This is a genomic window from Pseudosulfitobacter pseudonitzschiae, from assembly GCF_002222635.1.
In the GTDB taxonomy this organism is placed as follows: domain Bacteria; phylum Pseudomonadota; class Alphaproteobacteria; order Rhodobacterales; family Rhodobacteraceae; genus Pseudosulfitobacter; species Pseudosulfitobacter pseudonitzschiae_A.
In genome coordinates, this window is record NZ_CP022419.1 from 97,667 (window position 1) to 122,962 (window position 25,296).

The 25,296-nt window shown below is 56.8% G+C and carries 26 protein-coding genes; 4 read left to right on the top strand and 22 right to left on the bottom strand.

Translation table 11 applies throughout. The features are described 5' to 3' along the window. The first annotated feature begins 31 nt into the window (after positions 1-31). The 3 genes from SULPSESMR1_RS22695 to SULPSESMR1_RS22705 all read left to right on the top strand — a co-directional run bounded on the left by SULPSESMR1_RS22695 (position 32) and on the right by SULPSESMR1_RS22705 (position 3,086). A complete protein-coding gene (locus SULPSESMR1_RS22695; protein WP_162791859.1) occupies positions 32-1,033 on the top strand; it encodes an acyl-CoA dehydrogenase family protein in 1,002 nt (333 codons plus the stop codon). After that, positions 1,030-2,193 carry an acyl-CoA dehydrogenase family protein gene (locus tag SULPSESMR1_RS22700; protein ID WP_089423342.1) on the top strand — a complete coding sequence of 388 codons (1,164 nt, stop codon included), beginning with the start codon at positions 1,030-1,032 and terminating at the stop codon, positions 2,191-2,193. The genes SULPSESMR1_RS22695 and SULPSESMR1_RS22700 overlap by 4 nt, the downstream gene beginning before the upstream one ends. A gap of 89 nt (positions 2,194-2,282) precedes the next feature. Next, positions 2,283-3,086 (top strand): IclR family transcriptional regulator, encoded by an 804-nt coding sequence (locus SULPSESMR1_RS22705; protein ID WP_089423343.1) that lies wholly within the window; start codon positions 2,283-2,285, stop codon positions 3,084-3,086. A gap of 28 nt (positions 3,087-3,114) precedes the next feature. Here the strand turns inward: SULPSESMR1_RS22705 and SULPSESMR1_RS22710 are convergent, their stop codons facing one another. The 10 genes from SULPSESMR1_RS22710 to SULPSESMR1_RS22755 form a co-directional block, all read right to left on the bottom strand. Beyond that, positions 3,115-4,311 (bottom strand): phenylacetate--CoA ligase family protein, encoded by a 1,197-nt coding sequence (locus SULPSESMR1_RS22710; protein ID WP_198362927.1) that lies wholly within the window; start codon positions 4,309-4,311, stop codon positions 3,115-3,117. Positions 4,312-4,337: 26 nt separating this feature from the next. Further along, positions 4,338-5,147: an enoyl-CoA hydratase/isomerase family protein gene (locus SULPSESMR1_RS22715; protein WP_089423344.1), complete on the bottom strand. Its 810-nt coding sequence runs from the start codon at positions 5,145-5,147 to the stop codon at positions 4,338-4,340. Positions 5,148-5,176: 29 nt separating this feature from the next. Continuing rightward, on the bottom strand, positions 5,177-6,322 hold the full coding sequence (locus SULPSESMR1_RS22720; RefSeq protein WP_089423345.1) for an acyl-CoA dehydrogenase family protein: 1,146 nt from the start codon (positions 6,320-6,322) through the stop codon (positions 5,177-5,179). After that, positions 6,319-7,428: an acyl-CoA dehydrogenase family protein gene (locus SULPSESMR1_RS22725; RefSeq protein WP_089423346.1), complete on the bottom strand. Its 1,110-nt coding sequence runs from the start codon at positions 7,426-7,428 to the stop codon at positions 6,319-6,321. Before SULPSESMR1_RS22725 ends, SULPSESMR1_RS22720 begins: the two co-directional genes overlap by 4 nt. After that, positions 7,425-7,874 (bottom strand): MaoC family dehydratase, encoded by a 450-nt coding sequence (locus SULPSESMR1_RS22730; RefSeq protein WP_089423347.1) that lies wholly within the window; start codon positions 7,872-7,874, stop codon positions 7,425-7,427. Before SULPSESMR1_RS22730 ends, SULPSESMR1_RS22725 begins: the two co-directional genes overlap by 4 nt. Next, positions 7,871-8,593, bottom strand: coding sequence for a transglutaminase-like domain-containing protein (locus SULPSESMR1_RS22735; RefSeq protein ID WP_089423348.1), 723 nt, complete (start codon positions 8,591-8,593; stop codon positions 7,871-7,873). Before SULPSESMR1_RS22735 ends, SULPSESMR1_RS22730 begins: the two co-directional genes overlap by 4 nt. Positions 8,594-8,695: 102 nt before the next feature. Then, positions 8,696-9,814 (bottom strand): CaiB/BaiF CoA transferase family protein, encoded by a 1,119-nt coding sequence (locus SULPSESMR1_RS22740; protein ID WP_089423349.1) that lies wholly within the window; start codon positions 9,812-9,814, stop codon positions 8,696-8,698. A 12-nt stretch (positions 9,815-9,826) separates the two neighbouring features. Next, positions 9,827-10,684 (bottom strand): MaoC/PaaZ C-terminal domain-containing protein, encoded by an 858-nt coding sequence (locus SULPSESMR1_RS22745; RefSeq protein WP_198362924.1) that lies wholly within the window; start codon positions 10,682-10,684, stop codon positions 9,827-9,829. Between the two features lie 22 nt (positions 10,685-10,706). Continuing rightward, positions 10,707-11,858: a thiolase gene (locus tag SULPSESMR1_RS22750; RefSeq protein ID WP_089423350.1), complete on the bottom strand. Its 1,152-nt coding sequence runs from the start codon at positions 11,856-11,858 to the stop codon at positions 10,707-10,709. A 3-nt stretch (positions 11,859-11,861) separates the two neighbouring features. Continuing rightward, on the bottom strand, positions 11,862-12,239 hold the full coding sequence (locus tag SULPSESMR1_RS22755; RefSeq protein WP_089423351.1) for a Zn-ribbon domain-containing OB-fold protein: 378 nt from the start codon (positions 12,237-12,239) through the stop codon (positions 11,862-11,864). A 100-nt stretch (positions 12,240-12,339) separates the two neighbouring features. Between SULPSESMR1_RS22755 and SULPSESMR1_RS22760 the strand changes: the two genes are divergently transcribed. After that, complete coding sequence (locus SULPSESMR1_RS22760; RefSeq protein WP_089423352.1) at positions 12,340-13,506, top strand: CaiB/BaiF CoA transferase family protein; 1,167 nt, start codon at positions 12,340-12,342, stop codon at positions 13,504-13,506. Positions 13,507-13,589: 83 nt separating this feature from the next. Here SULPSESMR1_RS22760 and SULPSESMR1_RS22765 read toward each other — a convergent pair whose 3' ends face one another. From SULPSESMR1_RS22765 to SULPSESMR1_RS22820, 12 genes are all read right to left on the bottom strand, one after another. Beyond that, the gene (locus SULPSESMR1_RS22765) at positions 13,590-14,516 is read right to left on the bottom strand and encodes an electron transfer flavoprotein subunit alpha/FixB family protein (RefSeq protein ID WP_089423353.1); all 927 of its coding nucleotides are present in this window, start codon (positions 14,514-14,516) and stop codon (positions 13,590-13,592) included. Next, complete coding sequence (locus SULPSESMR1_RS22770; protein ID WP_089423354.1) at positions 14,516-15,274, bottom strand: electron transfer flavoprotein subunit beta/FixA family protein; 759 nt, start codon at positions 15,272-15,274, stop codon at positions 14,516-14,518. Before SULPSESMR1_RS22770 ends, SULPSESMR1_RS22765 begins: the two co-directional genes overlap by 1 nt. A gap of 46 nt (positions 15,275-15,320) precedes the next feature. Beyond that, on the bottom strand, positions 15,321-16,103 hold the full coding sequence (locus SULPSESMR1_RS22775) for an enoyl-CoA hydratase/isomerase family protein (protein ID WP_089423355.1): 783 nt from the start codon (positions 16,101-16,103) through the stop codon (positions 15,321-15,323). 17 nt (positions 16,104-16,120) lie between these two features. After that, positions 16,121-16,903 carry an enoyl-CoA hydratase/isomerase family protein gene (locus tag SULPSESMR1_RS22780; protein WP_089423356.1) on the bottom strand — a complete coding sequence of 261 codons (783 nt, stop codon included), beginning with the start codon at positions 16,901-16,903 and terminating at the stop codon, positions 16,121-16,123. Between the two features lie 92 nt (positions 16,904-16,995). Next, positions 16,996-18,246, bottom strand: a complete 1,251-nt coding sequence (locus SULPSESMR1_RS22785) for an ABC transporter substrate-binding protein (RefSeq protein WP_089423357.1) — start codon at positions 18,244-18,246, stop codon at positions 16,996-16,998. 38 nt (positions 18,247-18,284) lie between these two features. Next, positions 18,285-19,103, bottom strand: coding sequence for an ABC transporter ATP-binding protein (locus SULPSESMR1_RS22790; protein WP_089423358.1), 819 nt, complete (start codon positions 19,101-19,103; stop codon positions 18,285-18,287). Between the two features lie 8 nt (positions 19,104-19,111). Further along, positions 19,112-20,185 carry a branched-chain amino acid ABC transporter permease gene (locus SULPSESMR1_RS22795; RefSeq protein WP_089423359.1) on the bottom strand — a complete coding sequence of 358 codons (1,074 nt, stop codon included), beginning with the start codon at positions 20,183-20,185 and terminating at the stop codon, positions 19,112-19,114. Between the two features lie 3 nt (positions 20,186-20,188). After that, positions 20,189-21,076 (bottom strand): branched-chain amino acid ABC transporter permease, encoded by an 888-nt coding sequence (locus SULPSESMR1_RS22800; RefSeq protein ID WP_089423360.1) that lies wholly within the window; start codon positions 21,074-21,076, stop codon positions 20,189-20,191. A gap of 1 nt (position 21,077) precedes the next feature. Then, positions 21,078-23,012 carry an AMP-dependent synthetase/ligase gene (locus SULPSESMR1_RS22805; protein WP_089423361.1) on the bottom strand — a complete coding sequence of 645 codons (1,935 nt, stop codon included), beginning with the start codon at positions 23,010-23,012 and terminating at the stop codon, positions 21,078-21,080. After that, the gene (locus SULPSESMR1_RS22810) at positions 23,002-23,805 is read right to left on the bottom strand and encodes an ABC transporter ATP-binding protein (protein WP_089423362.1); all 804 of its coding nucleotides are present in this window, start codon (positions 23,803-23,805) and stop codon (positions 23,002-23,004) included. Before SULPSESMR1_RS22810 ends, SULPSESMR1_RS22805 begins: the two co-directional genes overlap by 11 nt. A 51-nt stretch (positions 23,806-23,856) precedes the next feature. Next, entirely contained in the window at positions 23,857-24,720 is an 864-nt protein-coding gene (locus SULPSESMR1_RS22815) for an SDR family oxidoreductase (protein ID WP_089423363.1), read from the bottom strand. Positions 24,721-24,820: 100 nt separating this feature from the next. Continuing rightward, positions 24,821-25,288: a MaoC family dehydratase gene (locus SULPSESMR1_RS22820; protein ID WP_089423364.1), complete on the bottom strand. Its 468-nt coding sequence runs from the start codon at positions 25,286-25,288 to the stop codon at positions 24,821-24,823. Positions 25,289-25,296: the final 8 nt, after the last annotated feature.

Here is a 25,296-nt window from a genome sequence, read left to right on the forward strand (position 1 = left end):
TTCCATTTCTGAGCGCAAAGAAAATTCGCGCATGATAAGCGAAAGCGCTGCGGCGGCTTTGGCCGACGGCGTCGCAAGAGCGCGCGGTCTGCGGTTCTCTAGCCCCGGTTTTGATCGCGCCCAATGGTCCGAATTTGCAGAGCTGGGTTGGCTTGCCCTGCGTCTGCCCGAAGATCGGGGTGGCCTGGGAATGGGGGTGTCTGAATATTGCGCCCTGGCACAGCAATTGGGTCGGGCATTGGTGCCCGAGCCGCTCATCGGCGCAATTGGCGCGCTTGGGATGTTGCCTGATGCGGTACTGACCGAGGTTGTGGAAGGCCGCCGCATCGTATTGCCAGCCCTGTCTTGCAGTGCGGACAGCCCCACCGAATTGCGCGCTGGAAAGCTGTATGGAACAGCTGTTCATGTGCCGATGGCCGCGGGTGCCGACGCGTTTCTGGTGCGTCTTGATGCCGGTGATTATGCGCTGGTCGATGCATCCGCAGACGGGCTGACCATGGATTGCGCCAACACACATGACGGCGGTCACCTTGGCACGCTGCATTTTGATGGTGCCGCAGCCGAACAGGTTAGCAACGATAACCCTGACACCTGGGAAGACGCGACACTGGCCACCGCCGCCTATCTGCAGGGCGTCGCCGAAGCGAGCTATGAGCTGACGCTGGATTTCCTGAAAACCCGCCAGCAATTTGGCAAGCCGATTGGCAGCTATCAGGCGCTTCAGCACCGTATGGTTGATCTTTATCTGGAGCTGTCACTGCTACGCGTTTCCATCGCCGGTGCAACGGCGGCAATCGATGATGGCGCCACTGGTGCTGCACGTCGCGCCGAGGTATCGCGCGCCCGTGCCCGTGCCTCGCGGGCGGCGGATGTGATCTGCCGTCAGGCAGTACAGCTGCATGGCGGCATCGGCTATACCGACGAAGCCGATATTGGCCTTTTCTTGCGCAAAGGCATGACATTGCAGGCCAGTTTTGGCGGCCAGTCAATGCATCGTCGCCGGTTTTATAACGAAAAAGGGGTCGGCCAATGAACACGCCAGTGACTGATAAAGACATGAACACGCTGGATAACGCCGCGTTCCGCACCGAAGTACGCACCTGGATTGAGGCCAATTACCCGCCAGAATTGCGCAACCCGCCGCTGCGCCTGCATCTGAAAGAAAACTGGCCCTGGTATAAGCTGTTGTCCGACAAGGGCTGGCTGGCACCCGGGTGGCCGCGCGAATATGGCGGCATGGGCCTCTCGCCCGAAAAACATGTCATCCTGACAGAGGAATTTGAACGCCACGGCGCCGCACGGCTGAATGACCACGGCATTTCCCTGTTGGGACCGCTGCTGATTAAATATGCCACCGATGCGCAAAAGGCCCATTTCTTGCCGCGCATTCTGGCCGGTCAGGACATCTGGTGTCAGGGCTACAGCGAACCCGGATCGGGATCAGATTTGGCCAGCCTGCGCACCTCGGCAGAACTGGACGGCGACGAGTGGGTGATCAACGGGCAAAAAACCTGGACCACGTTGGCAAATGACGCCAACTGGATTTTCCTGCTGGTGCGCACGGATAAGACCGTCAAAAAACAACGCGGGATCAGTTTCATTTTGGTGCCGATGGATGCACCAGGCGTCACTGTGCGCCCGATCCTGAACCTCGAAATGCATGATGAATTCTGCGAGGTGTTCCTAGACAACGTGCGTGTCCCGGCCGAAAATCTGGTTGGCGAGATCAATCAAGGCTGGACAATGGCCAAGGCTTTGTTAGGGTTCGAGCGTCTGTTCCTCGGATCACCCCGGCAAGCAGGTTATGCGCTAAGCCGACTGGTCATGCTCGCCGAAAAACTGGGCGTTGCCGATGATCCTGTTCTGTCCGACCAGATCGCGCAATACGCTCTGGATTTGGCCGATCACAAGCTGTTGTTTGCGTCTTTCCTGCGCGAGATTGCACAGGGCAATCCGGTTGGATCGGAAATTTCGCTGCTCAAAATCAGCCAATCGGAACTGTTTCAGCGGATTTCCAGCACCATGATGGACATCGCGGGCGAGGCCGCCGGGCTGGTTGACCCGATCTTTGCCCAAGGCGCGCTGAACCCCGCCGGTCAATTCCTGCAGGCGCGCCCTACCACAATCTATGGTGGCACCGCTGAAATTCAGCGCAACATCATTGCGAAACAGGTATTGGAGTTGCCCGGCTAATCGCGCTACCGGCCTAAATGCTGGCAATATGTCCGAACATCCATTACAGAAACGCGCTAACGTAGGCTGGACGAAATCCGGAGACCGCCATGCAGGACGAAAAAACAAAAAAACCGCCCCGCCCCGTTGGGGCGGTTGTGCAGGCGCTGCGCGTTCTACGACATCTTGCCCAAAATGGATCACCGGCCGGCGTAACCGAAGTGGCCCGCGCAACAGAAACCAATACCTCTACGTGCTTCAACATCCTGCGCACTTTGGTAGCCGAAAACCTTGTGGTTTTCGACGCGGATGCCAAAACCTATCAATTAAGTTTTGGCGTCATCGAGCTGGCCCTTGGTCTGCTTGGCACCAGCCACAGCGACCTGTTCAAACCCGAGCTTGACCGGCTCGCGCAAGGTTACAACGCACTGTTCTGCCTATGGCAGATCACTGATGATGGTCGGATTGTCCTGCTGGACCGCAGCTTTGAATCGCGATCTGTCCGTGTTGATTTGCCGGTTGGCAAACGTCTACCGGCCATGGCCGGCGCAATTGGGCGCATCATTGCATCGGTGCAGGACCTGAAAGCCTCTGAATTGCGTCGGCACTTTGCCGAAGTGCAGTGGCAAACGCCTGTAACCGAAGATGAGTACCTGCGTGATGTTGCAGAAGCCGGGCAGCGCGGATATGGTTTGGATAAGGGCAAATTGTATGTCGGGGTGGATAGTGTTGCCTCTGTCGTCACCGACCATCTAGATCGTCCGCGTTATGGGCTTAGCGCAATAACCCTGACCGGCCAGTTGTCTGATACCCAACTCGATGACCTTGGAGTTGATCTGGCCAATACTGCACTGCGCATTGGTAATGCCCTGTTTCGCGGAATTGCCCCCATCACAGTACGGGGTGCCAGCTGAATCGACACCTCTGATGTCCCAACGGGTTTCAAACGTCTTTCAGATTAACTATCAATTCGGCACTTTCGGGGAGTTCGTCAACAAACTCGACCGTATCGGCGCGGACGCGGGTCGATATATGAAAGGCCCTTTTTGCCGCGGCCTCGGTAGCTTCTTTGTCGCCGCTGTTTTCCAGCTTAATAAGCAGGCGCAACATATCGCGGTTGTTTTCGTGCATGACCACTGCCTGAGCGGCTGCAACGCCGGGTGTCGCGATGACCACCTCTTCGATTGCCCGGGGATAGACGAAAATCTCGCGCACCTTTACCGCTGCGCCAACCCTGCCTTGTATCGCCGAAAGTCGCGTAACTCGACCATCCGCCTCACTTTCCAGCGCATAGGCACTGTCGCCAGTGCCAAACCGGATCATCGGCCAGTCGGCTTGGCGCGCGGTGACGACGATCTCGCCTGTTTCGCCATCCGCCAATGGCGTGCCGCTTTCGGGGTCACATATCTGCACGATCCGGTCGGGGTGAACCAGATACCCTTCGCCACCGTCCTCATAGCCGACAAGCCCCAGATCGGCGGTGGCATAGGCCGCCCAGGTTTTTACACCATAGTAGGATTCGATCCGGCGGCGCTTGGCCATCCAGTCGCCCATTTCTCCACCAAGAAAGGCGGATTTCACGGTCCAGGCTTCGCGGCCATAGGTTTCGATCACCTTGTCGGCCAACGCCAGAAAAAACGCAGTGCTGGCGCAGATCGACGTAACACCGGTTTCGCGAATGATCTGGGCCTGCAATTCACGGTTTCCGGTTCCTCCCGGAATCACGGTCGCACCAACGACCTGCGCCGCCTCATCAAACAGTAGGCCCGCGGGGACAAGATGATAGGCCCAAGTGTTCAGGATGATATCGGCATTTGTGATCCCTGCAGATCTGAACAACAGGTCAAGCCCATGGCCGCCAACACCGGGCAACGACGGCTCAAATATAGGGCCCGGAGACACATAGATGCGCGATACCTCTTTGGGATCGGCGACGAGGAACCCGCCGAAAGGCGGGTTCGCTCTTTGGAGCGTAAGCAACTCCTCTTTTTTCATCACCGGCAGGCGGGAGAGATCCGCCAGTGATGAAACCTTGGATGGGTCAAAACCCGCTTTGTCAAACCGTGCCTTCAGTCCCGGTGCCACTTGTGCTGCTTTGGCATAGGCTCTGGCAATTTCCGTATAGACAGCGTCAGACATGGTGGCCTCCCTTGTTGTTGGTTGACCTAGAGCGGGCAATCTTTGCGGAAATTTGGCGCGCGTTTTTCGCGGTGTGAAAGTACACCTTCTTTTACGTCATCGCCCATAAATCCCAGCATCTCCAGGGCGGTCGAAGCGTCAAAGATAGGCCCGGCCTGACGCAGCCAGTTGTTCAGTGAGTATTTGGTCCAGCGAAGTGCGCTTTGCGATCCCGTGGCCATTTCAGTCGCGGTATCAATCGAGATCTGTTCAAGTTCGTCATCCTCGACGCACATCGACACCATGCCAATACGTTCGGCCTCTTCACCGCTTATCGGCTTGCAGGTCAACAGGTAGTATTTTGCTTTGGCCATGCCGCACAGGAGGGGCCAGATGATCGCGGCACAATCGCCCGCAGCGACACCCAAACGCGGGTGGCCATCAACGATTTTGGCGCGTTTTCCCGCGATCGAGATATCGGCAAGGATACCCACAACAAGGCCCGCACCAGCCGCCGGGCCGTTGATCGCCGAGATGATAATCTTGTTACAATTGATGATGTTGTAAACCAAATCCTTGGCTTCTTTCCATGTCTTCATCACCGTGTCGAAATTGCCGGTGATGCCTTCGATCAAACTGAAGTCGCCGCCTGCCGAAAACGCTTTGCCCCGGCCTGTAACGATTACTGCATTGATGTCCTGATCGCGGTCAATGTCGATCCAGATATCGGTCATTTGGGTGTGGGTTTCGGCATCAACCGAGTTATAGGTCTCTGGCCGGTCAAAAGTGATGCGCAAAACGCGATCTGCCGGGTAGTCGAAAGACAATTTTGGGTACTTCGTTGCGTAGTCAAACATTTTAGTTTCCTCTGTTTGGCAAATGATCGTCACAGGCCCAAAACGGCCTTAGACAAGATATTTCGTTGGATTTCGTTTGAGCCGCCGTAGATTGTCGTCGGCCGTGCTTTGTAAAAACTGGCCAACACATCGACCCCGACATTGCCCACCTGCAGCGGCCCTATACTGCCACCATCGGGGCCTGCGACCTCGATCATCAGTTCCGATATCCGCTGATAGGTCTCGGTCACCCAGATTTTCAACATCGAGACATCTGCTCCCAATGTCTCTCCGCGCTTAAGCTGATCGGCAAAGCGGCTGTATAGGGCTGCGTGGTCTTCAACGTCCAGCGCCGCCTCGGCGTAGCGATCCCGAAACACGGGGTCGTCAAAGGCACCGCGACCACGGGCAAAAGTTTCAAGCTGACCCAGTGCATTCTGCGCAAGGCCGGGTGAGCCGATGAATATCCGCTCAAAGCTGAGCAGCGCCTTGGCCATGCTCCAACCCTTGTTGATCTCGCCCACCAGGTTGGCACGTGGGGTGCGGGCGTTGTCAAAAAACACCTCGCAAAACTCGGTCTCGCCAGCCAGCGTGGTGATCGTGCGCACGTCGACGCCTGGCTGATCCATGCTGGCCAGAACAAAACTGATGCCCTGTTGTTTTTTAGGCGCATCGGGGTCGGTACGCACGAGCATGAAGATGTGGGTGGCGTCATGCGCCATCGTGGTCCAGATCTTCTGGCCGTTGATGACGAAATCATCGCCATCAATCACAGCACTGGTACGCAGATTTGCCAGATCAGAGCCCGCTCCGGGTTCGGAATAACCCTGACACCAGATGTCTTCACAGCTCAGGATGCGCGGCAGCCAATAATCCTTTTGTGCCTCGGTGCCGAATTTGATAATCAGGGGGCCAACCATCTGGATCCCCATGTCTCGACCTCGGTTGACGCCATAGTGTTGCTGTTCTTCGTAAAAAATCAGCAGTTTGGCCGCCTCCAAGCCCATGCCGCCAAATTCGATGGGCCAGGCAGGTGCGACCCAGCCTTTGGCGTGTAGCTTCACATGCCAGTGCTCAATCTCGGCAAACTTAGGTCGGTGCGGCAGGTGGCGTAGTTCTTCGGGATATTCGGCCTCGAAAAAAGCCCTAACCTCTCGGCGAAACTCTTCATCGCTTATTCCATTCCAGTCGGTCATTGCGCGGCCACCTCTGTTTCATTTGCATCCAGCCAGCGGCGGCGATGAAACGCCGCATCCCCCAGCCACGCCGACAGGACAAGCGCCCGGTTCAGCAACAAGCCGACATCGAATTCATCCGTGTACCCGACCGCGCCATGCAGCTGGATCGCCTCGCGGGTGATTTTTTGCGCGGCGGTACAGGCGCGGGCCTTGGCGCGGCTTGCCTGTCGCACCCGTTCTAGCGTCGAACCTGCTTGATCCATCGCGGCCAGCGCCTCGCGTACGGCGGCCTGGGAAACTTCCTGCGAGACATGCATATCAACGGCACGGTGCTGAATCACCTGAAACGAACCAATCGGCTTGTCAAATTGTTCGCGTGTTTTGATATAGTCCAGTGTCAGTACCAGCGCTGTACCGCTTAGCCCGACCAGTTCGGCGGCGGCTAATGCGGTCGTATCCGCAACGGCATTAGTCAGCGCATCAGTGACCTGCGCGCCTTCGGCCAGAACCTCTGCCGGGGTGTCCGCAAAGCTTATGCCCCAAAGCTCGCTGGCATCCGATTGCAGCCGGGTCTGCATCAGCAGACCAGACGCATCCGCCGCGATGCGCACCAGAACCGAACCTCGCGGCCCCTCGGCGAGGACCAGAATATGGTCCGCACCACTGGCCCCCACCACCCAATCCTTACTGCCGGTCAGTGTGGTTCCATCAAAACGGCATTCGATATCATCCGATAGGCCCGTCGCGCAGCGTTCCTGCCAGGCCACGGCCAACACGACATCGCCAGCGATGGCGGCTTCCAGCATCGGATCCTGCGGGCACAGCCGCTGCATCAGCCCGATTGCCAGCCCGATTGTCGGCACCACCGGCTCAGGCGCGGTCACGCGGCCAATCTCTTCGGCCACGACACCAGCCGCCGTCAGCCCCATACCAAGCCCCCCGGCCTCTTCGGGGGCTGCGACCCCCAGTACACCGGCAGCAGCCAGTTCCTGCCAGATACCCGCGTCCCAGGGCGTATCGTCATCACGCACGCGGCGGGCGCGCCCAAGTCCGCCCGCCCGATCCAGCAGCGTACCAACGCTGTCGCGCAAAAGCCGTAGGTCTTCGTCTTGTACCATAGTCATTTCAGGTCTTCCTTTCGGCGCTGGATCATCACTGGGGTCTCAACGCTCATAACCAACTCACCGGCGGGGTTTCGCGCTTCGAGCGTGTAAATCAAAACACCCCGGTCAGGCTTGCTGCGCGATGGGACCAAAGACTGAACTTCGATCCGGATATTCAGTGGTTCTTCTGGGCGCACTGGTCGCAGCCAGCGCAGCTGGTCAAACCCGATACCACCAATGTTGGCGACGTCGACCATCAAGTCTTGCATGATAGGTTTGAACACGGTCAGAAGTGTCTGGAAACCAGAGGCGATCAACCCGCCGTGGATACCTTCAGCATAGGCTTCATCCGTATGCAGACGCTGAGGGTCCCATTCCTGAGCAAACTCCTTGATCTGCTGTTTGGTCAACGGCGCAGAGCGAAATTCGAAAACCTGACCAACACTGAAATCTTCCAAATACTTCATTTTGCAGGTGAGCCTTCGGGACTAGCAAAACCCGCATCAAAGAACTCACCGGAAATCCTGCGCCGGTTGAATTCCTTCAGCTTCGGATATGTCTCACCAAATGCGGTCAGGAACTCCTGCATCGGCGCATCCACAAACAAGCCCCGATCATTGACGTATTCCATATGGCGGCGGTTTGTATCGTCAAATTCGTGAAACAGCGCGTCCTGCTCTCCGTCAAATTCCAGCGGCTTGACGCCAAAACGCTGGCACAATTCCATGTTGAAGGCCGGGGTCACCTTGAAAGATGATTCACCCAGCCAAAGCTGAACATAGCCGTGGTAGATGAACAGGTCGGTGCCCATCAGCTCGGCCAGTTTGGGCGTATTCAAGTGGTTGCGAACATCGGCAAAGCCAAGCGCCGCCGGAATGCCAACGGCCCGCAGGCATGCAGCCAAGAGGATCGCCTTGGGCACGCAAAACGCCGAGTCCATGTCCGCGATAACACTTGCTCTATAATCCTCAGCGGTCAGAGAAAACGTATAGGGATCATACCGCAAATCGTCGCGCACAGCCTGAAACAGGCGCACCGCCATGTCCTTTTTGGATGCATCCGGTGCCATGTTGCGCAGCGCCCGCATCACAAAGGCCTGCACCTCCCTGCTATCGCTATCGACATAGTGCGCAGGAGAGACAAATCGTTCCGCTTCAGCGGAACGTTCCGACATCGGCTCAGACATTGTAACCCCTCCCAAAGGAATTCAAACAAATTTCTAACATTTGTTAGATTATTCCAAACAGCGTCAGCCGTCAACCTATTCTGACGCCTCAGCGACCACTATTTACAACCCAAACTCGGTATTTTGCTCACCCAGATCGGGCGCGGCGCGACTGTCGGCGACTGCCCCGCGAAATTCTGGTGCAATCGGCAAAGGCAGTGCCGGAACTTGCTCGCCCCCAACCGAAACCACCCGCCCGAACGTGTCGCGCGCTGTGAAATGCGGATCGGCTGCGGCCTCGGCCGGTGTCTTGACAATTGTGCAGCAGCAATCCGCCGCTTCCAGCAATGGTGCCCAATGAGCAGATGGTTTGACCACAATCCGGCGCGCGACCTCGGCCTTTGTCGCCGCTGGATCGGCAAGGTCATCGCGCAGGTGCCGCGGCAGGTCGATGACATTGCAAAATGCGTCCCAGAATTTCTGCTCCAGCGCCCCGACCGCAACCTGTCGGCCGTCTGATGCCGAATAGAGCCTGTAACGTGCCCTGCCCCCAGTCAGCCTGTCACCGCCATTTTCAATAGGCTCGCCCGCGATGACCCCCTTGGCGTGCGCCCAATAGGCGAAGGCAAACGCGCCCTCGGACATGGCGATATCCAGATGGACGCCTTGCTCGGTCTTGTCGCGCTGGCGCAGCGCAAGCAGGATATTCATGATTGCCGGATAGGTTCCCCCGCCGATATCAGCGATCAGACCAAACGGTGCGGTCGGACTGTCAACCGAACCTGAACTAAGCGACAGGACACCCGCATCCCCAACATAGTTCATGTCATGCCCGGCAACGTCTCGTTTCGGGCCGCTCTGGCCGTACCCTGTTATTGAACAATAGATGATTTTGGAGTTAAGCGTCCTGACCGCATCATACCCCAGTCCCAACCGTTCCATGACGCCAGGACGGAATTGCTCGACGATAACATCGGCCTTTTCGATTAGCGACCGCAAACTGGCCACAGCCCCTTCCGCCTTGAGGTCCAGCGCGATGCTTTTCTTGCCCCGGTTCAGGATAGCATAGCCCAGACTGCGGCCCTCGATCATTGGCTCTGTCAGGCGCATGTCTTCGCCGGAGCCCGGACGCTCCAGTTTGATGACCTCGGCCCCGGCTTCGGCCAGCATCAGCGTGGCCATCGGACCGGGCAGAAGTGTGCTGAAATCCAGCACCAGAATATCGTCAAGCGGTTGTGTCAAATGTCTCTCTCCTCAGGCAAGCCTTGCAGCGCCATTGTTCAGCACCACCACGTTACGTTCGGGTACCACTGCTCGAAACCGAACCTCTGTGCCGTCCCGCCAGATTTCGAACCGCACAGTTTCACCGGGGTAAACCGGCGCGGAAAAACGCACATCCAAACCGGTCAGGCGGCTTGCATCATAGTCGCAGATCGTCTTCAAGATCGCTCGGCAGCCCAGACCATAGGTTGCCAGACCATGAAGGATCGGACGGTCAAACCCCACCGATCTCGCAACCGCCGGGTCGGCATGAAGTGGGTTGTGATCACCGCTCAGTCGGTAAATCAGCGCTTGGCGCGGCAGTGTGGTCATTTCGCAAATATGGTCCGGTGCCCGATCCGGCAACGTAGCCGGAATAGGCCCAGCAATCTTCTCACCACCGAAGCCGCCATCACCACGCGCAAAGGTCGACATCGAAACCCGCGCCAGCGTTTCATTACTGGCCGCGTCAATGATATCGCGGCTGATATAAAGCACCGCGCCCTTGCCTACGCCCTTGTCAGAAATATGATCAATCCGGGTGCGCCCAATCACCTTACCCTCGACAGGCAGGGGCTTGAACACATCCAACCATTGTTCACCGTGCAGGACCTTTTTCCAATCGACCCCTGTGCGCGGGTCGCTCAGCCAGAAACCGGGATATCCCAGAATGACGGCCATGCTTGGCGCGGCCAGCAGACCGTCTTCATAGACATAGGCAAGTTCTTTTTCATCGTTCGGGTCCTCTCCGAACCCCAGACCAAGGGCATAAAGCATCGTGTCCCGCTTAGTATAGCTGTGCTCCAGGTCTTTGAATTCCCAAGCGTTCAGCGAATCAATATCCAAAGGCATTTCCGGTTTCCCCTTGCTTAAATCAAACGGTGCTGGCCGCGCCGAGAATGGCCGTAACTTGGCTAGACAGTACCCCACCATTGCCATGCGCCAGCGCCAGCTCCACGTTATCCTGTTGCAACCCCGGCGCATCACCTCTGATTTGGCGCGCGGCCTCGATCACCGTGAAGATGCCGTACATTCCGGGGTGCACACATGACAGCCCACCGCCATTGGTGTTGACTGGCAACGCTCCGCCCGGCGCGATCCGGCCATCGGCGACAAATCCGCCGCCTTCGCCCTTGGCGCAGAACCCGAGATCTTCGAGAAACAGGATGGTGTTGATGGTAAACGCATCATACAGCTCAACGACATCGATATCGCCCGGCGTCACCCCGGCCATCGCAAAGGCACGTTTGCCGGAGTCGCGCGCCGCCGTAACCGTGAAATCCTGCATTTGCGAGATTTGCCGGTGGCTGCTGGCCGCCGCAGACCCCAGGACATAGACTGGTGCCTTGGGAAAATCCCGCGCCCGATCGGCCCGCACCATCACGATTGCACCACCGCCATCGGTTACCAGGCAACAATCGCGCGTGGTCAGCGGATCGCCCACCATACGCGCACCCAGTACATCTTCGCGGGTCAACGCGCCGCGCTCAAAGGCTTCGGGATTGTGCCGGGCCCAGGCGCGTGCCGCAACGGCTACGTCGGCCAGTTGTTCGCGTGTCGTGCCATATTCATACATATGCCGCGCCGCAGCCATCGCATATGCCGAGATCGGATAGCGCGGGTTATACAGCCCTTCATAGGGCGGCAGCTTTGACGCGGTCACAAGCCGCCCTGACGCCGTACGCTGATTGGATCCGTAACAGATCAGCGCCACATCACAAAGCCCAGCCTGCAACGCCAGTGTCGCCGAGGTCAGATAGTTCACAAACGACGAACCGCCCGTCATCGTGCCATCGATATAGCGCGGCTGAATCCCCAGATATTCGGCCGCCATGAGGACCGGCATGGCATCTTCCATCATGGTGCAGAACAGACCATCGACATCGCTCAGCTTCAGTCCGGCATCGTCCAGCGCCGCGAGTGCTGATTGCGCCATAATGTCATAGGCCGAAAACCCCGGTGCCTCGCCAAAACCTGCATGCCCCACGCCGACGATCGCGGATTTTCCGCGCAATTGATCAACCATGGTTCATTCCTCCACCGGCTTACACAGCACGGCAGGAACACCGTCAATTTCACCGACAAAGGCCGTGACCGGCAACCCGATCGTCACCTCGGCAGGAGAGATTTCATCGACCCGGCTCATCATCCGCACCCCCTCAGCCAGTTCAACCATGCAAACGTTATAGTCACCCCCACGCTCAGGCTTTCGCCGCACGGTGGTCGTGGTGTGAACGATACCGCCGCAGGATGCCGGGTGCCATGTCAAGGACTGCCCTTTGCAATGTGGGCACAAAACGCGCGGGAAAAAAATGAACTTTTTGCAATCATTACATTGCTGCAAGTTGATCTGGCCCTTTGCCAATCCGTCCCGGAAGGTTTTATCCGGCCCCTGATTTTCCTGCATTTCGCCTGCTCCTTCGATAGATCGAATCTAAGTTGTTTTCAATTCTAACATCTGTTAGATTTAATGCAACTCTCCACCTCAATAAAAGCGGGTTCTAACCATGAGCATCAGTAAAGACGGCATGCTTGCAGGCGCCAGGGTCATCGACATGACGTCGGTTGTATTCGGCCCCCTTGCCACGCAAATGCTTGGTGATCTGGGTGCCGATGTCATCAAGGTCGAAAGCCCCGAAGGCGACATGCTGCGTCAGGTGCAACCTGCCCGGACGCCTGGTATGGGTGCGGCATTTCTGGGCACAAATCGCAACAAGCGCAGCATTACCCTTGATCTGAAAACCCAAAAGGACCGCACCGCTTTGCTTGACCTGCTGGATGATGCGGATGTATTTGTATCCAGCGTCCGCCCCGCTGCGCTGGCGCGGTTGTCCCTTTCCCCCGAGACCCTGCGCAAACGCAATCCCAAGCTGATTACCGTGGCCGCAGTCGGGTTCGGCTCGGACGGGCCGTATCGCAACAAGCCCGCCTATGACGACAGCGTCCAGTCTGTCTCCGGCATGGCCGGACTGGCCACGATGTGTAACCCCGACAACCCACCTGCCTATGCTCCCACGATTATCGCCGACAAGCTTGGCGGGGTCACTGCTGCCTATGCGATCATGGCCGCGCTGTATCACCGCGAACGGACCGGGCAGGCCCAACATGTCGAGGTTCCGATGTTCGAAACACTGGCCTCCTTCCTACTGGTCGAACATATGGCCGAGGCAACATTTGAATCCGAACCGCAAAGCTTCGGATACCAACGGATGCTGGTCCCGCATCGGCGCCCAGTAAAGACCGCAGATGGCTATATTACCATCCTGCCCTACTCGAATGCGCAATGGGCACGGTTTTTCAAAGCCGTGGGGCGCGACGACATGCTTAATCATCCATGGGTCACCAATATGGACGAACGCAGCCGGAATATCGGAGGGATCTATGACATGGTGGCGCAAATAGCGACGACACGCACCACCGCCCAGTGGATTGAACTGACCGAACAAGCCGACATTCCGGCCATGCCCGTGCGGATGCTGTCAGATCTGCCGCAAGACCCCCATCTGGCCGCGACAGGATTTTTCCAAACCATCGACCATCCCACTGAAGGGGCCGTCTGGACCACCAAACCGCCCATCAAATTCTCTGCCACACCTGCGCGCCACGACATCACTCCGCCGCCTGCACTGGGTGAGCACAACCCTGACATCCTGAAACGGCCCAAGCCCAAGTGATCAGCCGCCCCAAACCGGGAAAAGGCCCGCCTAACCGGCGGGCCTTTAGGGTATCGTAAGGTCGGAAATTTGGCGACCATGTATCAGAGCTTTCCGATCAACTCGGGCACGGCCTCGAACAGATCTGCAACCAGCCCGTAATCGGCAACCTGAAAGATCGGCGCTTCTTCATCTTTGTTGATCGCGACGATAATCTTGCTGTCTTTCATCCCGGCCAGGTGCTGGATCGCGCCGGATATACCGACTGCTACATAGAGGCTAGGGGCCACAACCTTACCTGTTTGGCCGACCTGCCAGTCATTTGGTGCGTAGCCTGAATCGACCGCAGCGCGGGACGCGCCCACGGCGGCACCCAGCTTGTCTGCCAGCTTTTCGATCAACGCAAAGTCGTCTTCCGACCCGACACCGCGACCACCGGAAACGACGACACCGGCCGATGTGAGCTCGGGGCGGTCGCTTGCCGCCACGTGGTCTTCGACCCAGGACGACAGACCGGGATCTTCAACCGCCGAGATCGTCTCGACCGAGGCAGACCCGCCGTCGCCAGCAGCATCAAATGTCGACGTGCGGAAAGTGATGACTTTCTTCGCGTCAGAAGATTTAACCGTTTGAACCGCATTGCCCGCATAGATCGGCCGCTCAAACGTATCGGCATCAATCACGCCGGAGGCGTCAGAGATGATCATCACATCCAGCAGTGCCGCAACCCGTGGCATCACGTTCTTTGCGTCTGTCGTGGCAGGGGCAACGATGTGATCGTAATCGCCCGCCATCGACACGATAAGCGCTGCCGTGGATTCCGCGAGGCGGTGACCCAGCGTGGCATCCTCGGCGACAAGCACCTTGGAAACCCCGTCGATTTTTGACGCCGCTTCACCTGCCGCAGCAGCTGAGCCGCCACAGGCCAGTATGGTGATATCGCCCAATGCTTTGGCGGCAGTCACGGCCTTGGCCGTGGCATCCATCGCCAATTCGCCATCGGTTATTTCTGCAAGGAGTAGAACAGCCATTACACGGCCCCCGCTTCTTTAAGTTTCGCTACCAGTTCATCCACGGATGCAACCATGATACCGGCTGCGCGCTCTGCTGGTTCAACGGTTTTCACGATCTCCAGGCGGTTGGAAACATCAACGCCGTAATCTGCCGGTGTCTTTTCATCCATCGGCTTTTTCTTTGCCTTCATGATGTTGGGCAGGGACGCATACCGTGGCTCGTTCAAGCGCAAATCAACGGTGATGACCGTGGGCATCGAAACTTCGATGGTCTGCAAACCGCCGTCCACTTCGCGTGTGACTTTGGCTTTGTCGCCTGCAATTTTCACTTCGGATGCAAATGTCGCCTGCGACCACCCCATCAACGCTGCCAGCATCTGGCCGGTCGCGTTCATGTCATTGTCGATGGCCTGCTTGCCGCACATCACCAGACCGGGCTGCTCTTCATCCACAATCGCTTTGAGGATCTTGGCAACGGCCAGCGGTTCGATGTCGTTATGAACATCGTCAGTGGCGACAACCAGAATTGCCCGGTCAGCGCCCATTGCCAAAGCCGTCCGCAATGTTTCCTGAGCCTGCTTGACGCCGATGGAAACAACCACGACCTCTTCGACCTGACCGGCTTCTTTTAGACGGATCGCCTGTTCGACGGAAATTTCGTCAAACGGATTCATCGACATTTTTACATTAGCAAGATCAACACCCGATCCGTCCGCTTTGACGCGCACTTTCACGTTGTAGTCAATCAAGCGCTTTACAGGTACAAGTACCTTCATGGGCGATAATCTCCTCTTGAGGTTAGTATATTTTGAATCTCTTTACTCAGCAGTCTCGGAATCTCGGCTTTCGTTTCTCTGTGAAAGCATTCATTGCTTCGGGAAAATCATGCGCGCCAAGCAGAATGGTCTGCGCGCGGCACTCAATGTCCAAAGCTTCCTCGAAAGAGCACTCCGCGGCCTCACGCATCACGCGTTTGCTGCAATGCATTCCAAACATCGGGTTTGCTGCCATCTCGGTCGCGATTGCGATCGCGGCAGCTTCGGTTTCGTCAGCGGGCACACATTCTTCTACTGCCCGCATCTGATGGGCCGTCTTGCCGGAAATCTCACGCCCGGTCAGCACCAGAAGGCGTGCCGCGCCTGACCCCATGCGCTGTTGCAAAAGCCAGCTCGATCCCGTGTCGGGGCAGCCACCCACTTTTGAAAAAACTTGGCAGAACCGCGCATCTTCAGCGGCGACAATCACGTCGGCACACAGCGCCAAACTCATTCCTGCGCCATAGGCGACGCCATTCACGGCAGCAATCAGCGGCTTGTTGAACCCGTATGCCGCGCGCGCGCCACTATGCACCTTGTCAACCATCTCATAGGTTGCACGCGCGCCTTTCGCGATCTCGGACCGAAACCCGACAAGATCGCCACCACTTGAAAAATAATCGCCGCCAGTCATCACAACGGCACGCACCGCATCATCCCTTTGCGCCACATCAAGAGCCGCAATAAACTGGTCAACAAATGCCAGGCTATAAGGGTTCCGGCGCGCGGGCTGCGTGAATCGCAAGACCCCCACCCCGTTGTCGACGTCAAATCGCATAAGGTCAGACATATCAAGCTCCTGGTTCCCTATCTACCCTGCCAAACCGGGGGGCGTTTTTCAGCAAAAGCCCGCGGGCCTTCGATGGCATCCTGGCTGGTGTAGACAACTTCATGCAACCGCTTGCCCTCTTCTAATCCAGCAGCACAGCCCAGATCCATCGTTGCGCGCACACTTGCTTTGGCGGCGATCACCGACAACGGCGCGCCCGAAGCGATGCGGTCCGCCAGTTCGCGGGCACGGGTCCGTACGGCATCAGGTGTTTCTTCCAGGTAATTAGTAAAACCATAGTCGTGCAGCCGTTCGATCGGCAGTAGATCCCCGGTTAGGACAAGCTCCATCAGGACCGGTTGCGGTAGCATCGACAGACCTGGGGCGGCCCATGGCGATCCTCGGCCAATCTTGACCTCGGTTATGCCAACCTTCGTTCCTTTCAGTCCGACCCGCAGGTCGCTCATCAGGGTCAGCATCATGCCACCGGCCATCAGCGATCCGGTCATCGCTGAAATAATCGGCTTGGAACAGGCCCGCATCCGGTCATGGAACGGATCGCGCATTTTGGACAGGATATCGATACCTTCGTCGCGGGCAATCTCGGCAGCTTCCTTGAGATCGAGCCCGGCGCTGAACACACCACAATCGGCGGAGGTCAGGATGACGACGCGGATACTATCGTCAGCCTCGATCTGTTCCCAGGCATCCGTTAACCCGTTCGCTGCCGCTACTGACAAGGCATTCTTTCGCTCTGGTCGGTTAATAAAAACTGTTGCCACACCGTTTTCAACGGTGAGTTCAATTGGGTTATCTGTCATGGAATGTCCTTGAGATACGGGTTTGAGCAAAGCTGGTTCGTGTTGGTTCAAACCCGGTGGAAGGCTGGGGGCGAACCCCCAGCCACGTTTTCTTACTCAACCGTGAACTTGCTTGAGCTTTCTTTGACCACGTCCCAGATTACGTCGGTATAGGCTGCGGTCCAGTCCTGCTGAGGGACCCAGGTTTTGCCATCCCACATCTCGATACGGGTCTTACCGCCGCCGCCGTGATCATCCGCCGTCACCGTAATGGGGGCGAACAGACCGTTGGCATCAAAATCCACGATGCTTTCATAGCCTGCCTTCATGGAATCGGGTGTAACAGGGAAGCCACTTTGCTCCATGGCAAGACGCGCTGCCTCGAACGCCGCGGAATAGATCGCCAGACCGGTATTGTAATACACGTCGTTGATCTTTTCGACCGGCCCGGCACCTTTGCCCTCGCCGTAAACGTCGGCAAGGATTTCCTGGATGATCGGAAGATCCTGCCCGCCGGCCACATTGGTCCCCCGCTTGAGCCCGATTGCGGCCTCGGCGCCGATGTTGGCGATGTCCACCTCATTCAGCCAGTTGACCGAGATATAATTGCTGATCGGAAAGCCGTTGCGTTTCATCTCCTTGGCAGCAACGACGTGCCCACCTGCGAGAAGCCAGGCAACCACATAGTCGGGCTTGTCGCGACGCACTTTGGTCCAGACGCTCGCCTGATCACTGCCGGGCAGCGGCACCGGATAAAGCAAAAGCTCAAAGCCTTCTTTTTCGGCCAGTGTTTTCAGGATTTCGATCGGTTCCTGACCAAAGGGATAGTCCAGATAGGCGAAACCGACCTTGACACCTTTCATGTCACCACCGCTTTGCTCTTTGATATAGGCAATATCGTTGGCGGCTTGTCCCCAATAGGTGGGACCAACCGGGAAGATCTGGCTGAACACCGATCCGTCAGCGGCGTCCCCCCGGCCGACAAGAGATTGGATCAGAATATTCTTGTCTTTCATAATCCGCGGCAGCACAGCGATGGAAACCGGCGTCGACAGCATGTCGAACACAAACACGCCTTCACGCTTGAGCTTTTCGTAGCATTCAATACCACGCTGCGGTTCGTTGCCGTGATCTTGAACGATGATTTCAATTTCATGACCACCGATGCCGCCCTTCATATTGGTCAGGGTGGCCAGATCTTGCGCCGCCTGAGTGATTTGCGGCGTCACAAATGTGTAGGTCTTGCTCAGATCATAACACATACCGAACTTGATCGTGTCCTCGGCTGCATTCGCGGCCGACAGGCTTGTCAGCCCCATCACGGCTGCCGCAGCCAATCGTTTTACATAAGTTTTGGTTTTCATTGGTTGGTTCCTCCTCTGTGAATATTCAAACGCAAACGCTAGCTCAGCCAGCGCTTCCGTCTGCTGTAGTGCTTGATGTCGTGAAAATTCTTGCCTTCACCTCCACCGAGATAAAACTCCTGAATGTCGGAGTTTGCCTTCAGCGCCTCTGCCGAATCGTGCATCACGACGCGGCCATTTTCGATCAGATAGCCGTGCGAAACGATCTCCAGCGCGGCCAGCGCGTTTTGCTCTACCAGTAAAACCGACAGGCCATCTTCCTTGTTGATACGCTGGATAATTCCAAAAATTTCGGCCACCAGAAACGGAGCAAGCCCGAGGCTGGGTTCGTCCAACATCAACAGGCGCGGTTGGGTCATTAGCGCACGCCCGATGGCCAACATTTGTTGTTCGCCGCCTGACAGATACCCCGACTGTGATGCTTTGCGTTCCGCAAGGCGCGGAAAATATTCGTATATGCGGGCTTTTTCCGAATTCACCTTTTGGCGCGACATCGACATCGGCGCTGCCGCCTCAAGGTTTTCATCCGGTGTCATATGCTCGAATACCCGGCGGCCTTCAATGACGTGGCAGATACCCATCGCAACGCGGTCTTGCGGCAGGATGTTGCCGATAAGTTTACCGTCAAAGCAAATTTCCCCCCGGCTGACCTTGCCCCGTTCGGCCTTTAGCAATCCACTGATTGCTTTCAGGGTGGTGCTTTTGCCTGCTCCGTTGGAACCCAAAAGGGCAACCATTCCTCCACGGGGAACCTCGATCGAGACCCCTTTAATCGCGAGCAGAACTGAATCGTACAAAACTTCAATGCTGTTCAGAGACAGTATCTGGTCGGTCGCTGTGGTTTTAGGCTGTGCCATGTCGCCCCCTATTTCTTAAGCTGGTCAAAGGGCCAAACCATCAGGTAATCCCTGACATTGGCGTAGAGTTTTCCAAGCCCCAAGGGCTCGACCATCAGGAAGATGACAATCAGTGCGCCGTAGGCCGCGTTCGGAATGTGCGCTAGCGTTTCGATGCCTAAATCCAACCCCAAAAGATTAGCTCCCAATGAGAACAACTGGTTCACGACCCCGGGCATGAGCAGGATGAGTGCGGCTCCCAGATAGCTTCCAAGAATGCTGCCGAGCCCGCCCACAATCACCATCGCCAGAACCTGAATGGATACGTTCACGGCAAACTGTTCTGGGGCCGCAAGAAAGTAGAACGTCGACACTAGGATCGCGCCGCTGACACCTGCGATAAATGACGATGCGGCAAACGCGACAAGTTTATAGTAAAAACTGTTCACACCCAGAATAGCTGCGGCAAAATCCTTTTCCCGCACGGCAACCAAGGCCCGGCCCAATCCGGTGCGTCGCAGGTTGAGCATGAAGATCGTGACCAGAACGCACCAGCCGAATGCAACGTAATACAGACCTGCATCCGAGGTAATGTCCTGCCCCAACAACGCAAAGGTGGGCGATTGCAAGGACGCGTGCGATCCCCCTGCGATCGTTGGCGAATGGGTCAGTACCCAGTCCATCACGAACTGCATCGCAAGGGTTGTGAGGGCCAGGTAAAGCCCCTTGGTCCGCAGCGCCGCAAAAGCAAACAGACTTCCGATTACCGAAGAGGCTAGACCGCCTATAAGCAAGGCAAACTCCCATGGAATTCCGAATTTCGCCGCGTGAACAGCCGAATAGGCACCAACGGCCATAACGGCCGCATATCCCAGATGCAGTTGTCCGGCCCAACCCGTTACAAGGTTCAGTCCCAATACGGCCGCCGTCCAGATCAGCCAAGGCAGAATGTAACTGTTCAGATAAAGCGAACTGACCAGATAGGGTGCTGCGAGCCCGAGCAGCAAGAAGAACACAACGGCGTTGCGATCAGCCGGAACCGGGAAGAGCTTGCTATCAGAAACGTAACTATTGTGGCGAACACCTGAGAGACCGTAAAACATAATTTAGACCCTTTCGATGTCATGACGGCCAAACAGGCCATGCGGGCGGATCATCACCGTCAGGATCAACACGGCAGCGACAATCAGATCCCGGCTGCCACCTCCGACAATTTCATCTAGATAAAATGAACCGACACTTTCCAGAATGCCCAGAATGATACCGGCGACAATCGCGCCGATGATACTGTCCAGCCCGCCCAAAACGGCCACTGTCAGCCCCTTGAGCAGCAGGATCGACAACGACTGATCGACGCCCTGGATTTCGCCCCAAATCACACCGGTTGCCACCGCCACGATCGACGCCAGTCCCCAGGACAGGCCAACACCCCGTTCAACCGAAATACCCACAGACCAGGATGCCATATAATCGTCAGAAATGGCCCGCAAACGAATACCAAGCCGACTGCGGAAGAACAGAAAAAAGGCAACAAACAGGGCGAGCGCAACACTGGCACCGACAATGTGGATACGGCTAAGAAGCATGTCCCCCACAAAGAGCGGTTCATAGCTGACCCCCAAATCAACCGAACGCGAAGACCCGCCCCAAATCGCCAGGGTGGTGCCGCGCAGAAAGATGTCGATCCCCATTGTCATCATCAGGATCATTATGACCGGGCGCCCCGCCAATCTGCGCAGCGCAACTTTTTCGATGCCGATGCCTACAAAGAACATGATCACCGCCGCTAAAGGAATAGCCACCCAAAGCGGCAACCCCATATTGTGCGAAAATGCCAGCACCACATAGGCGCCCAACATGGTTAGGGCCCCCTGAGCCAAGTTTGGCACCGACGACGATTTGTAAATCAGGACAAGCCCAATTGCAAAAAGCGAGTAAAGCAGGCCTGTCAGCGCGCCATTCACTGTCAGCTCTGCCAGAAATACTAAATCCATTTTATATCTCCCTGATCAACAGGGTGCGTTCGACAGCCCCCGTTTCGCCTGTTTCGTACGTTACGACCGCTTTGACGTGAATATCGGCTGAACCGTTATAAAGCGCCTCGATCACCTGACCGTAGCGTTCTTCTACAACTTTGCGCCGCAGTTTACGGGTTCGGGTAATCTCGCCGTCATCCGGATCAAATTCTTTGTGCAATGATACATAGCGATGCAATTGCAGGCCTTCGGTCACCGCCTTGTTCACCCTAACAAATGCCTCTTTCACCAGTTCAGCCACCTCAGGTCTTTGGGAAAGATCCGCATAGGATACGTAGGGCACACCGTTGACTTCGGCCCAATGCCCGACCGCCTCAGCATCGATACAGATCATTGCCGTCAATTCGTCCCGTCCCGCGCCAACCACGGCGGCATCTTTGATGTAGGGGCTGAACTTGAGACGGTTTTCGATATAGTTGGGAACATATCGTTCGCCGCTTTTAGTAAAGACTACCTCGGATACGCGCCCCAGAACAACGAGATGGCCGTCGTCTTCCAGATAACCGGCGTCGCCGCTGTGCAACCATCCATCCTGCAATGCCTCGGCCGAGGCCGCCTCATTTTTGAAGTACCCTTTGAACACGCTGTCCGCTTTCATGAGGATTTCGCCATCGTCGGCAATCTTCACTTCGACGCCCGGCAAGGGCTTGCCGACGGTATGCAACTTCACCTCGCCAGGGGCCTGGATAGCGTTGAACGCGCTGTTTTCGGTCTGGCCGTAAAGCTGGCGCAATTTGATACCAAGGGCCCGGTAAAAAATGAAAGTATCTTCGCCGATAGCTTCACCACCGGTGAAGGCGCGTTTAAGGTGGATCAAGCCGAACTGGTCCTTGATCGGGCCAAAAATAAGTTTCTCGCCGACGAGCCGACCCAGCCGCTCAAAGGGTCCGCCACTGAGACCGTTCAGCTTGCGCCGTTCGGCCTCGACAGCCCGATCCATAAAGAAATGATAGAGCCATTTCTTTAGAGGCGTTGAATTCTCCATGCCCACCTGAATGGCAGTCAACATGTGATCCCAACTGCGCGGTGCGGCGAGATACAGGCTGGGTGCAATCTCGCGCAGGTCACGCTGCACGGTTTCCTGACGCTCCGGCACGCTGACGGTAAAGCGGAACGCGATCGCCGACGCCACCGTCAGAGCAAAGTCACCAACCCATGCCATTGGCAGATAGGCCAAAATTTCTTCGCCATATTCAAAAGCACCTCCGGCATGGGCATTGCGCGCACCCGACAACACATTTTTTTGGCTCAGCACGATCCCCTTAGGCTTGCCCGTCGTACCCGAGGAATGCATGAACACCGCCGGATCTTCTGGCTTGGACTCCTCAATCAGGTGCCGACGCAAATCCGGATCGGCAGACAGCCTCTTGGCACCCGCTTCCACCAGGCTTTCCCACGACTGCAGGCCAGGCGCATCATAGAGATTCAACCCGCGCGCCTCATCGTAAACGATAGATGCCACCGACGTTCCAGCGTCGCGCAGCTCAAGGATCTTGTCGACCTGTTCTTGATCTTCGACCAAAGCGGCTACAACGTGGGCTTCCCCAAAGAAATGCTTCAACTCGTCAAGCGTCGCGCCGGGATAGGCCGGCATGGCATAGGCGCGCAGCATCGACATCGCGGTCATTCCAGCATAAAGTCTCACGCGGTTGTCACCCAGAATAATGACCGCGTCACCGGGCTTCACGCCCAGGGCCATGAAGCCGGCGGCGCAGCGCAGCACCTCCTCAGCATAGGCAGACCAGGTCACTTCCCGCCAGATACCACGGTCTTTCTCGCGCATCGCAATATCATTGCCATACTCTCTTGCATTGCGCATCAGAAGGCGCGCAATCGTATCGTCCCCGGCGTTTGGCACGGCCTTTAGAACGGTGGATGAAGGATTATTCGCCATGTGCGCCTCCGATATAGGCCTCGATAACGCGCGGATTTTTAATGACTTCTCTTGGGATGCCGCTGGCAATCATTTCGCCATAATTCAGCGCCAACATTCGGTCACAGATCCCGATGATAACGTCCATATGATGCTCGATCAGCAGGACACTGACGCCGCGCTCGGCGCGAGCATCCAGAATGAACCGCGCCATGTATTCTTTTTCTTCTTGGTTCATCCCGGCCATCGGTTCATCCAGTATCAGAAGATGCGGTTCGGCCACCAAAGCACGGGCCAACTCCACACGTTTCTTCAACCCGATCGGGATTCCGTCGACCAACTCGTGCCGGATGCTTTCCAGTTGAAGAAAGTCGATTACCTCTTCCACGACTTCTCGGTTGGCAATTTCCTGGGGCCGCGCCAACCACCAGTATAGCGCCGTGCGGATCACGCCAGGGTTCATATGGATGTGACGCCCCAATAAAATATTGTCGAGCACGCTCATTCCGTTGAACAGCGCAAGGTTCTGGAATGTCCGCGCAACTCCCATGCCCGCAACCTTGTGCGGCGCGGTTCCAGTAATATCCCTACCGCCCAACAGGATCTTCCCCTTTTGTGGCGGGTAAAAGCCGGTGATCGCGTTGGTCAGCGTCGTCTTTCCACTGCCGTTGGGACCGACAAGACCGAAGATTTCGCCTTTCTCAAGCCTCAGATCCACGCCCGATACTGCGACAAGCCCGCCAAACCGCCGCTCTACGCCGATGCATTCCAAAACCGGCACCTGGCCGCTGCCTGATGTTACAGGTCCATTCATCCGTGCGCGCCTCCCAGCAAATCAAAACTCACCATCCCGCCGTTCTCTCTCTCAGTCTATCTTGAAGTAATCAGGACGTCCCGTCGGCCAGGGATCACCCCACATCTGCTGACCGCCATCTATGTTTAGAACCTCTCCGGTTATAAATTTGCCCGACGGTGCCGCCATATAAACAACTCCTTCGGCAACATCCCATTCGTCGCCCGCCCGGCGCATGGGGTTGAATTCCTTGAACGTCGCAGCCCCCTCGGGCGGATAATTGCCAAACCCGGTGCTTTCGCAGCACCCCGGAGCCACACAGTTGACACGGATGCCATGCGGCGCCCATTCGACCGCAACGGATTTGGACAGGAATATCACCCCGGCGCGTGCCGCGGCGGTATGCGCGATGCCAGGCATTCCGCGCCAGACATCAGCGACGATGCTGACAATATTGCCGTTGGTCCCGGTCTCGACCCATTTTTTCGCAGCCGCCTGCATCATCCACCATGTGCCGTTCAGATTGGTGTCTATCACCGCGTTCCAGCCCTTTATGGAAAAGTCCAAGGCCGGCTGCGGAAACTGTCCGCCTGCGTTGTTGACCAGAACATCAAGCCGACCGAACCTTTCATGAACTACTTCCACAAAGGCTGCGGCCTGTTCAGGATCACGGATCGTCATTTCCCGTGTCAGCACATCGCCGCCAAACGAGCGCAGAAATTCCGCAGCGCTTTCTAGCTTGTCAGGGTTACGCCCGCAGATCGCCAAAGTCGCACCCAAGCGCGCAAACAATGACGCAATAGCCAAGCCAAGTCCGCCGCCCGCACCAGTTACAACGACTGTCCGACCGTCAAAGAGGCCCGGCGCGTAGACAGTATCCCTCTCCCGTAGTTCGGTTCGTGTGAACCCAAAAACCGGCTCTTGCGAGTCAGTCATTTTTCCTCCCCCTGCCAGCAATTTCGCCAGCCTTTCGCAAAACCTAACACGCGTTAGATTTCTTGGCAAGATTTATGTGATCTCTCAAATTAGGTGTATTTTACTGAGTTGCGTTTAGCTGACGCAGCATGCGAAGCGGCTCGTAGACAATACATTCGCTGCCATCCGCCTTGAGCACCCGGTTTCGGCTGCGCACCAGACCACGTCCCGGCCTAGATGTTAGACGGGCCTCGATAATTTCGACTTCAACGTGGATTGTATCACCGACAAAAGTAGGCCCCTTCACACTGAAATCAGCATGAAGAAACGCCAGACCCGTGCCCTCCATCGTGTGCGTCAGCAGCCCCTCGGCCATTGCGTAAACCATCACACCAGGCACCACCCGCCCATGCGCCGCAGCGCCGTCGCGGGCATGCTCAGTATCGGTGAACAATGATTCCGTCATCCACATCAGGTTACAGAACCCAACAAGGTCAGCCTCGGTCACTGTCCGGCTGCGGGTTTCGAAGCGGGCACCAATCTCGACTTCATCGAAATAGAAGCCGGTGGTGCGCAATACATCTTTCATAGTGGCCC

Excerpts from the sequence above, each read along its gene's own strand:
- SULPSESMR1_RS22750 (WP_089423350.1), bottom strand. The coding sequence starts at position 11,858 with ATGGTTGATCAATTGCGCGGAAAATCCGCGATCGTCGGCGTGGGGCAT.
- SULPSESMR1_RS22760 (WP_089423352.1), top strand. The coding sequence starts at position 12,340 with ATGAGCATCAGTAAAGACGGCATGCTTGCAGGCGCCAGGGTCATCGAC.
- SULPSESMR1_RS22755 (WP_089423351.1), bottom strand. The coding sequence starts at position 12,239 with ATGCAGGAAAATCAGGGGCCGGATAAAACCTTCCGGGACGGATTGGCA.
- SULPSESMR1_RS22700 (WP_089423342.1), top strand. The coding sequence starts at position 1,030 with ATGAACACGCCAGTGACTGATAAAGACATGAACACGCTGGATAACGCC.
- SULPSESMR1_RS22785 (WP_089423357.1), bottom strand. The coding sequence starts at position 18,246 with ATGAAAACCAAAACTTATGTAAAACGATTGGCTGCGGCAGCCGTGATG.
- SULPSESMR1_RS22795 (WP_089423359.1), bottom strand. The coding sequence starts at position 20,185 with ATGTTTTACGGTCTCTCAGGTGTTCGCCACAATAGTTACGTTTCTGAT.
- SULPSESMR1_RS22730 (WP_089423347.1), bottom strand. The coding sequence starts at position 7,874 with ATGAAGTATTTGGAAGATTTCAGTGTTGGTCAGGTTTTCGAATTTCGC.
- SULPSESMR1_RS22790 (WP_089423358.1), bottom strand. The coding sequence starts at position 19,103 with ATGGCACAGCCTAAAACCACAGCGACCGACCAGATACTGTCTCTGAAC.
- SULPSESMR1_RS22710 (WP_198362927.1), bottom strand. The coding sequence starts at position 4,311 with ATGTCTGACGCTGTCTATACGGAAATTGCCAGAGCCTATGCCAAAGCA.
- SULPSESMR1_RS22705 (WP_089423343.1), top strand. The coding sequence starts at position 2,283 with ATGCAGGACGAAAAAACAAAAAAACCGCCCCGCCCCGTTGGGGCGGTT.
- SULPSESMR1_RS22800 (WP_089423360.1), bottom strand. The coding sequence starts at position 21,076 with ATGGATTTAGTATTTCTGGCAGAGCTGACAGTGAATGGCGCGCTGACA.
- SULPSESMR1_RS22765 (WP_089423353.1), bottom strand. The coding sequence starts at position 14,516 with ATGGCTGTTCTACTCCTTGCAGAAATAACCGATGGCGAATTGGCGATG.
- SULPSESMR1_RS22780 (WP_089423356.1), bottom strand. The coding sequence starts at position 16,903 with ATGACAGATAACCCAATTGAACTCACCGTTGAAAACGGTGTGGCAACA.
- SULPSESMR1_RS22775 (WP_089423355.1), bottom strand. The coding sequence starts at position 16,103 with ATGTCTGACCTTATGCGATTTGACGTCGACAACGGGGTGGGGGTCTTG.
- SULPSESMR1_RS22810 (WP_089423362.1), bottom strand. The coding sequence starts at position 23,805 with ATGAATGGACCTGTAACATCAGGCAGCGGCCAGGTGCCGGTTTTGGAA.
- SULPSESMR1_RS22820 (WP_089423364.1), bottom strand. The coding sequence starts at position 25,288 with ATGAAAGATGTATTGCGCACCACCGGCTTCTATTTCGATGAAGTCGAG.
- SULPSESMR1_RS22725 (WP_089423346.1), bottom strand. The coding sequence starts at position 7,428 with ATGACTATGGTACAAGACGAAGACCTACGGCTTTTGCGCGACAGCGTT.
- SULPSESMR1_RS22735 (WP_089423348.1), bottom strand. The coding sequence starts at position 8,593 with ATGTCTGAGCCGATGTCGGAACGTTCCGCTGAAGCGGAACGATTTGTC.
- SULPSESMR1_RS22815 (WP_089423363.1), bottom strand. The coding sequence starts at position 24,720 with ATGACTGACTCGCAAGAGCCGGTTTTTGGGTTCACACGAACCGAACTA.
- SULPSESMR1_RS22695 (WP_162791859.1), top strand. The coding sequence starts at position 32 with ATGATAAGCGAAAGCGCTGCGGCGGCTTTGGCCGACGGCGTCGCAAGA.
- SULPSESMR1_RS22745 (WP_198362924.1), bottom strand. The coding sequence starts at position 10,684 with ATGCCTTTGGATATTGATTCGCTGAACGCTTGGGAATTCAAAGACCTG.
- SULPSESMR1_RS22805 (WP_089423361.1), bottom strand. The coding sequence starts at position 23,012 with ATGGCGAATAATCCTTCATCCACCGTTCTAAAGGCCGTGCCAAACGCC.
- SULPSESMR1_RS22715 (WP_089423344.1), bottom strand. The coding sequence starts at position 5,147 with ATGTTTGACTACGCAACGAAGTACCCAAAATTGTCTTTCGACTACCCG.
- SULPSESMR1_RS22720 (WP_089423345.1), bottom strand. The coding sequence starts at position 6,322 with ATGACCGACTGGAATGGAATAAGCGATGAAGAGTTTCGCCGAGAGGTT.
- SULPSESMR1_RS22770 (WP_089423354.1), bottom strand. The coding sequence starts at position 15,274 with ATGAAGGTACTTGTACCTGTAAAGCGCTTGATTGACTACAACGTGAAA.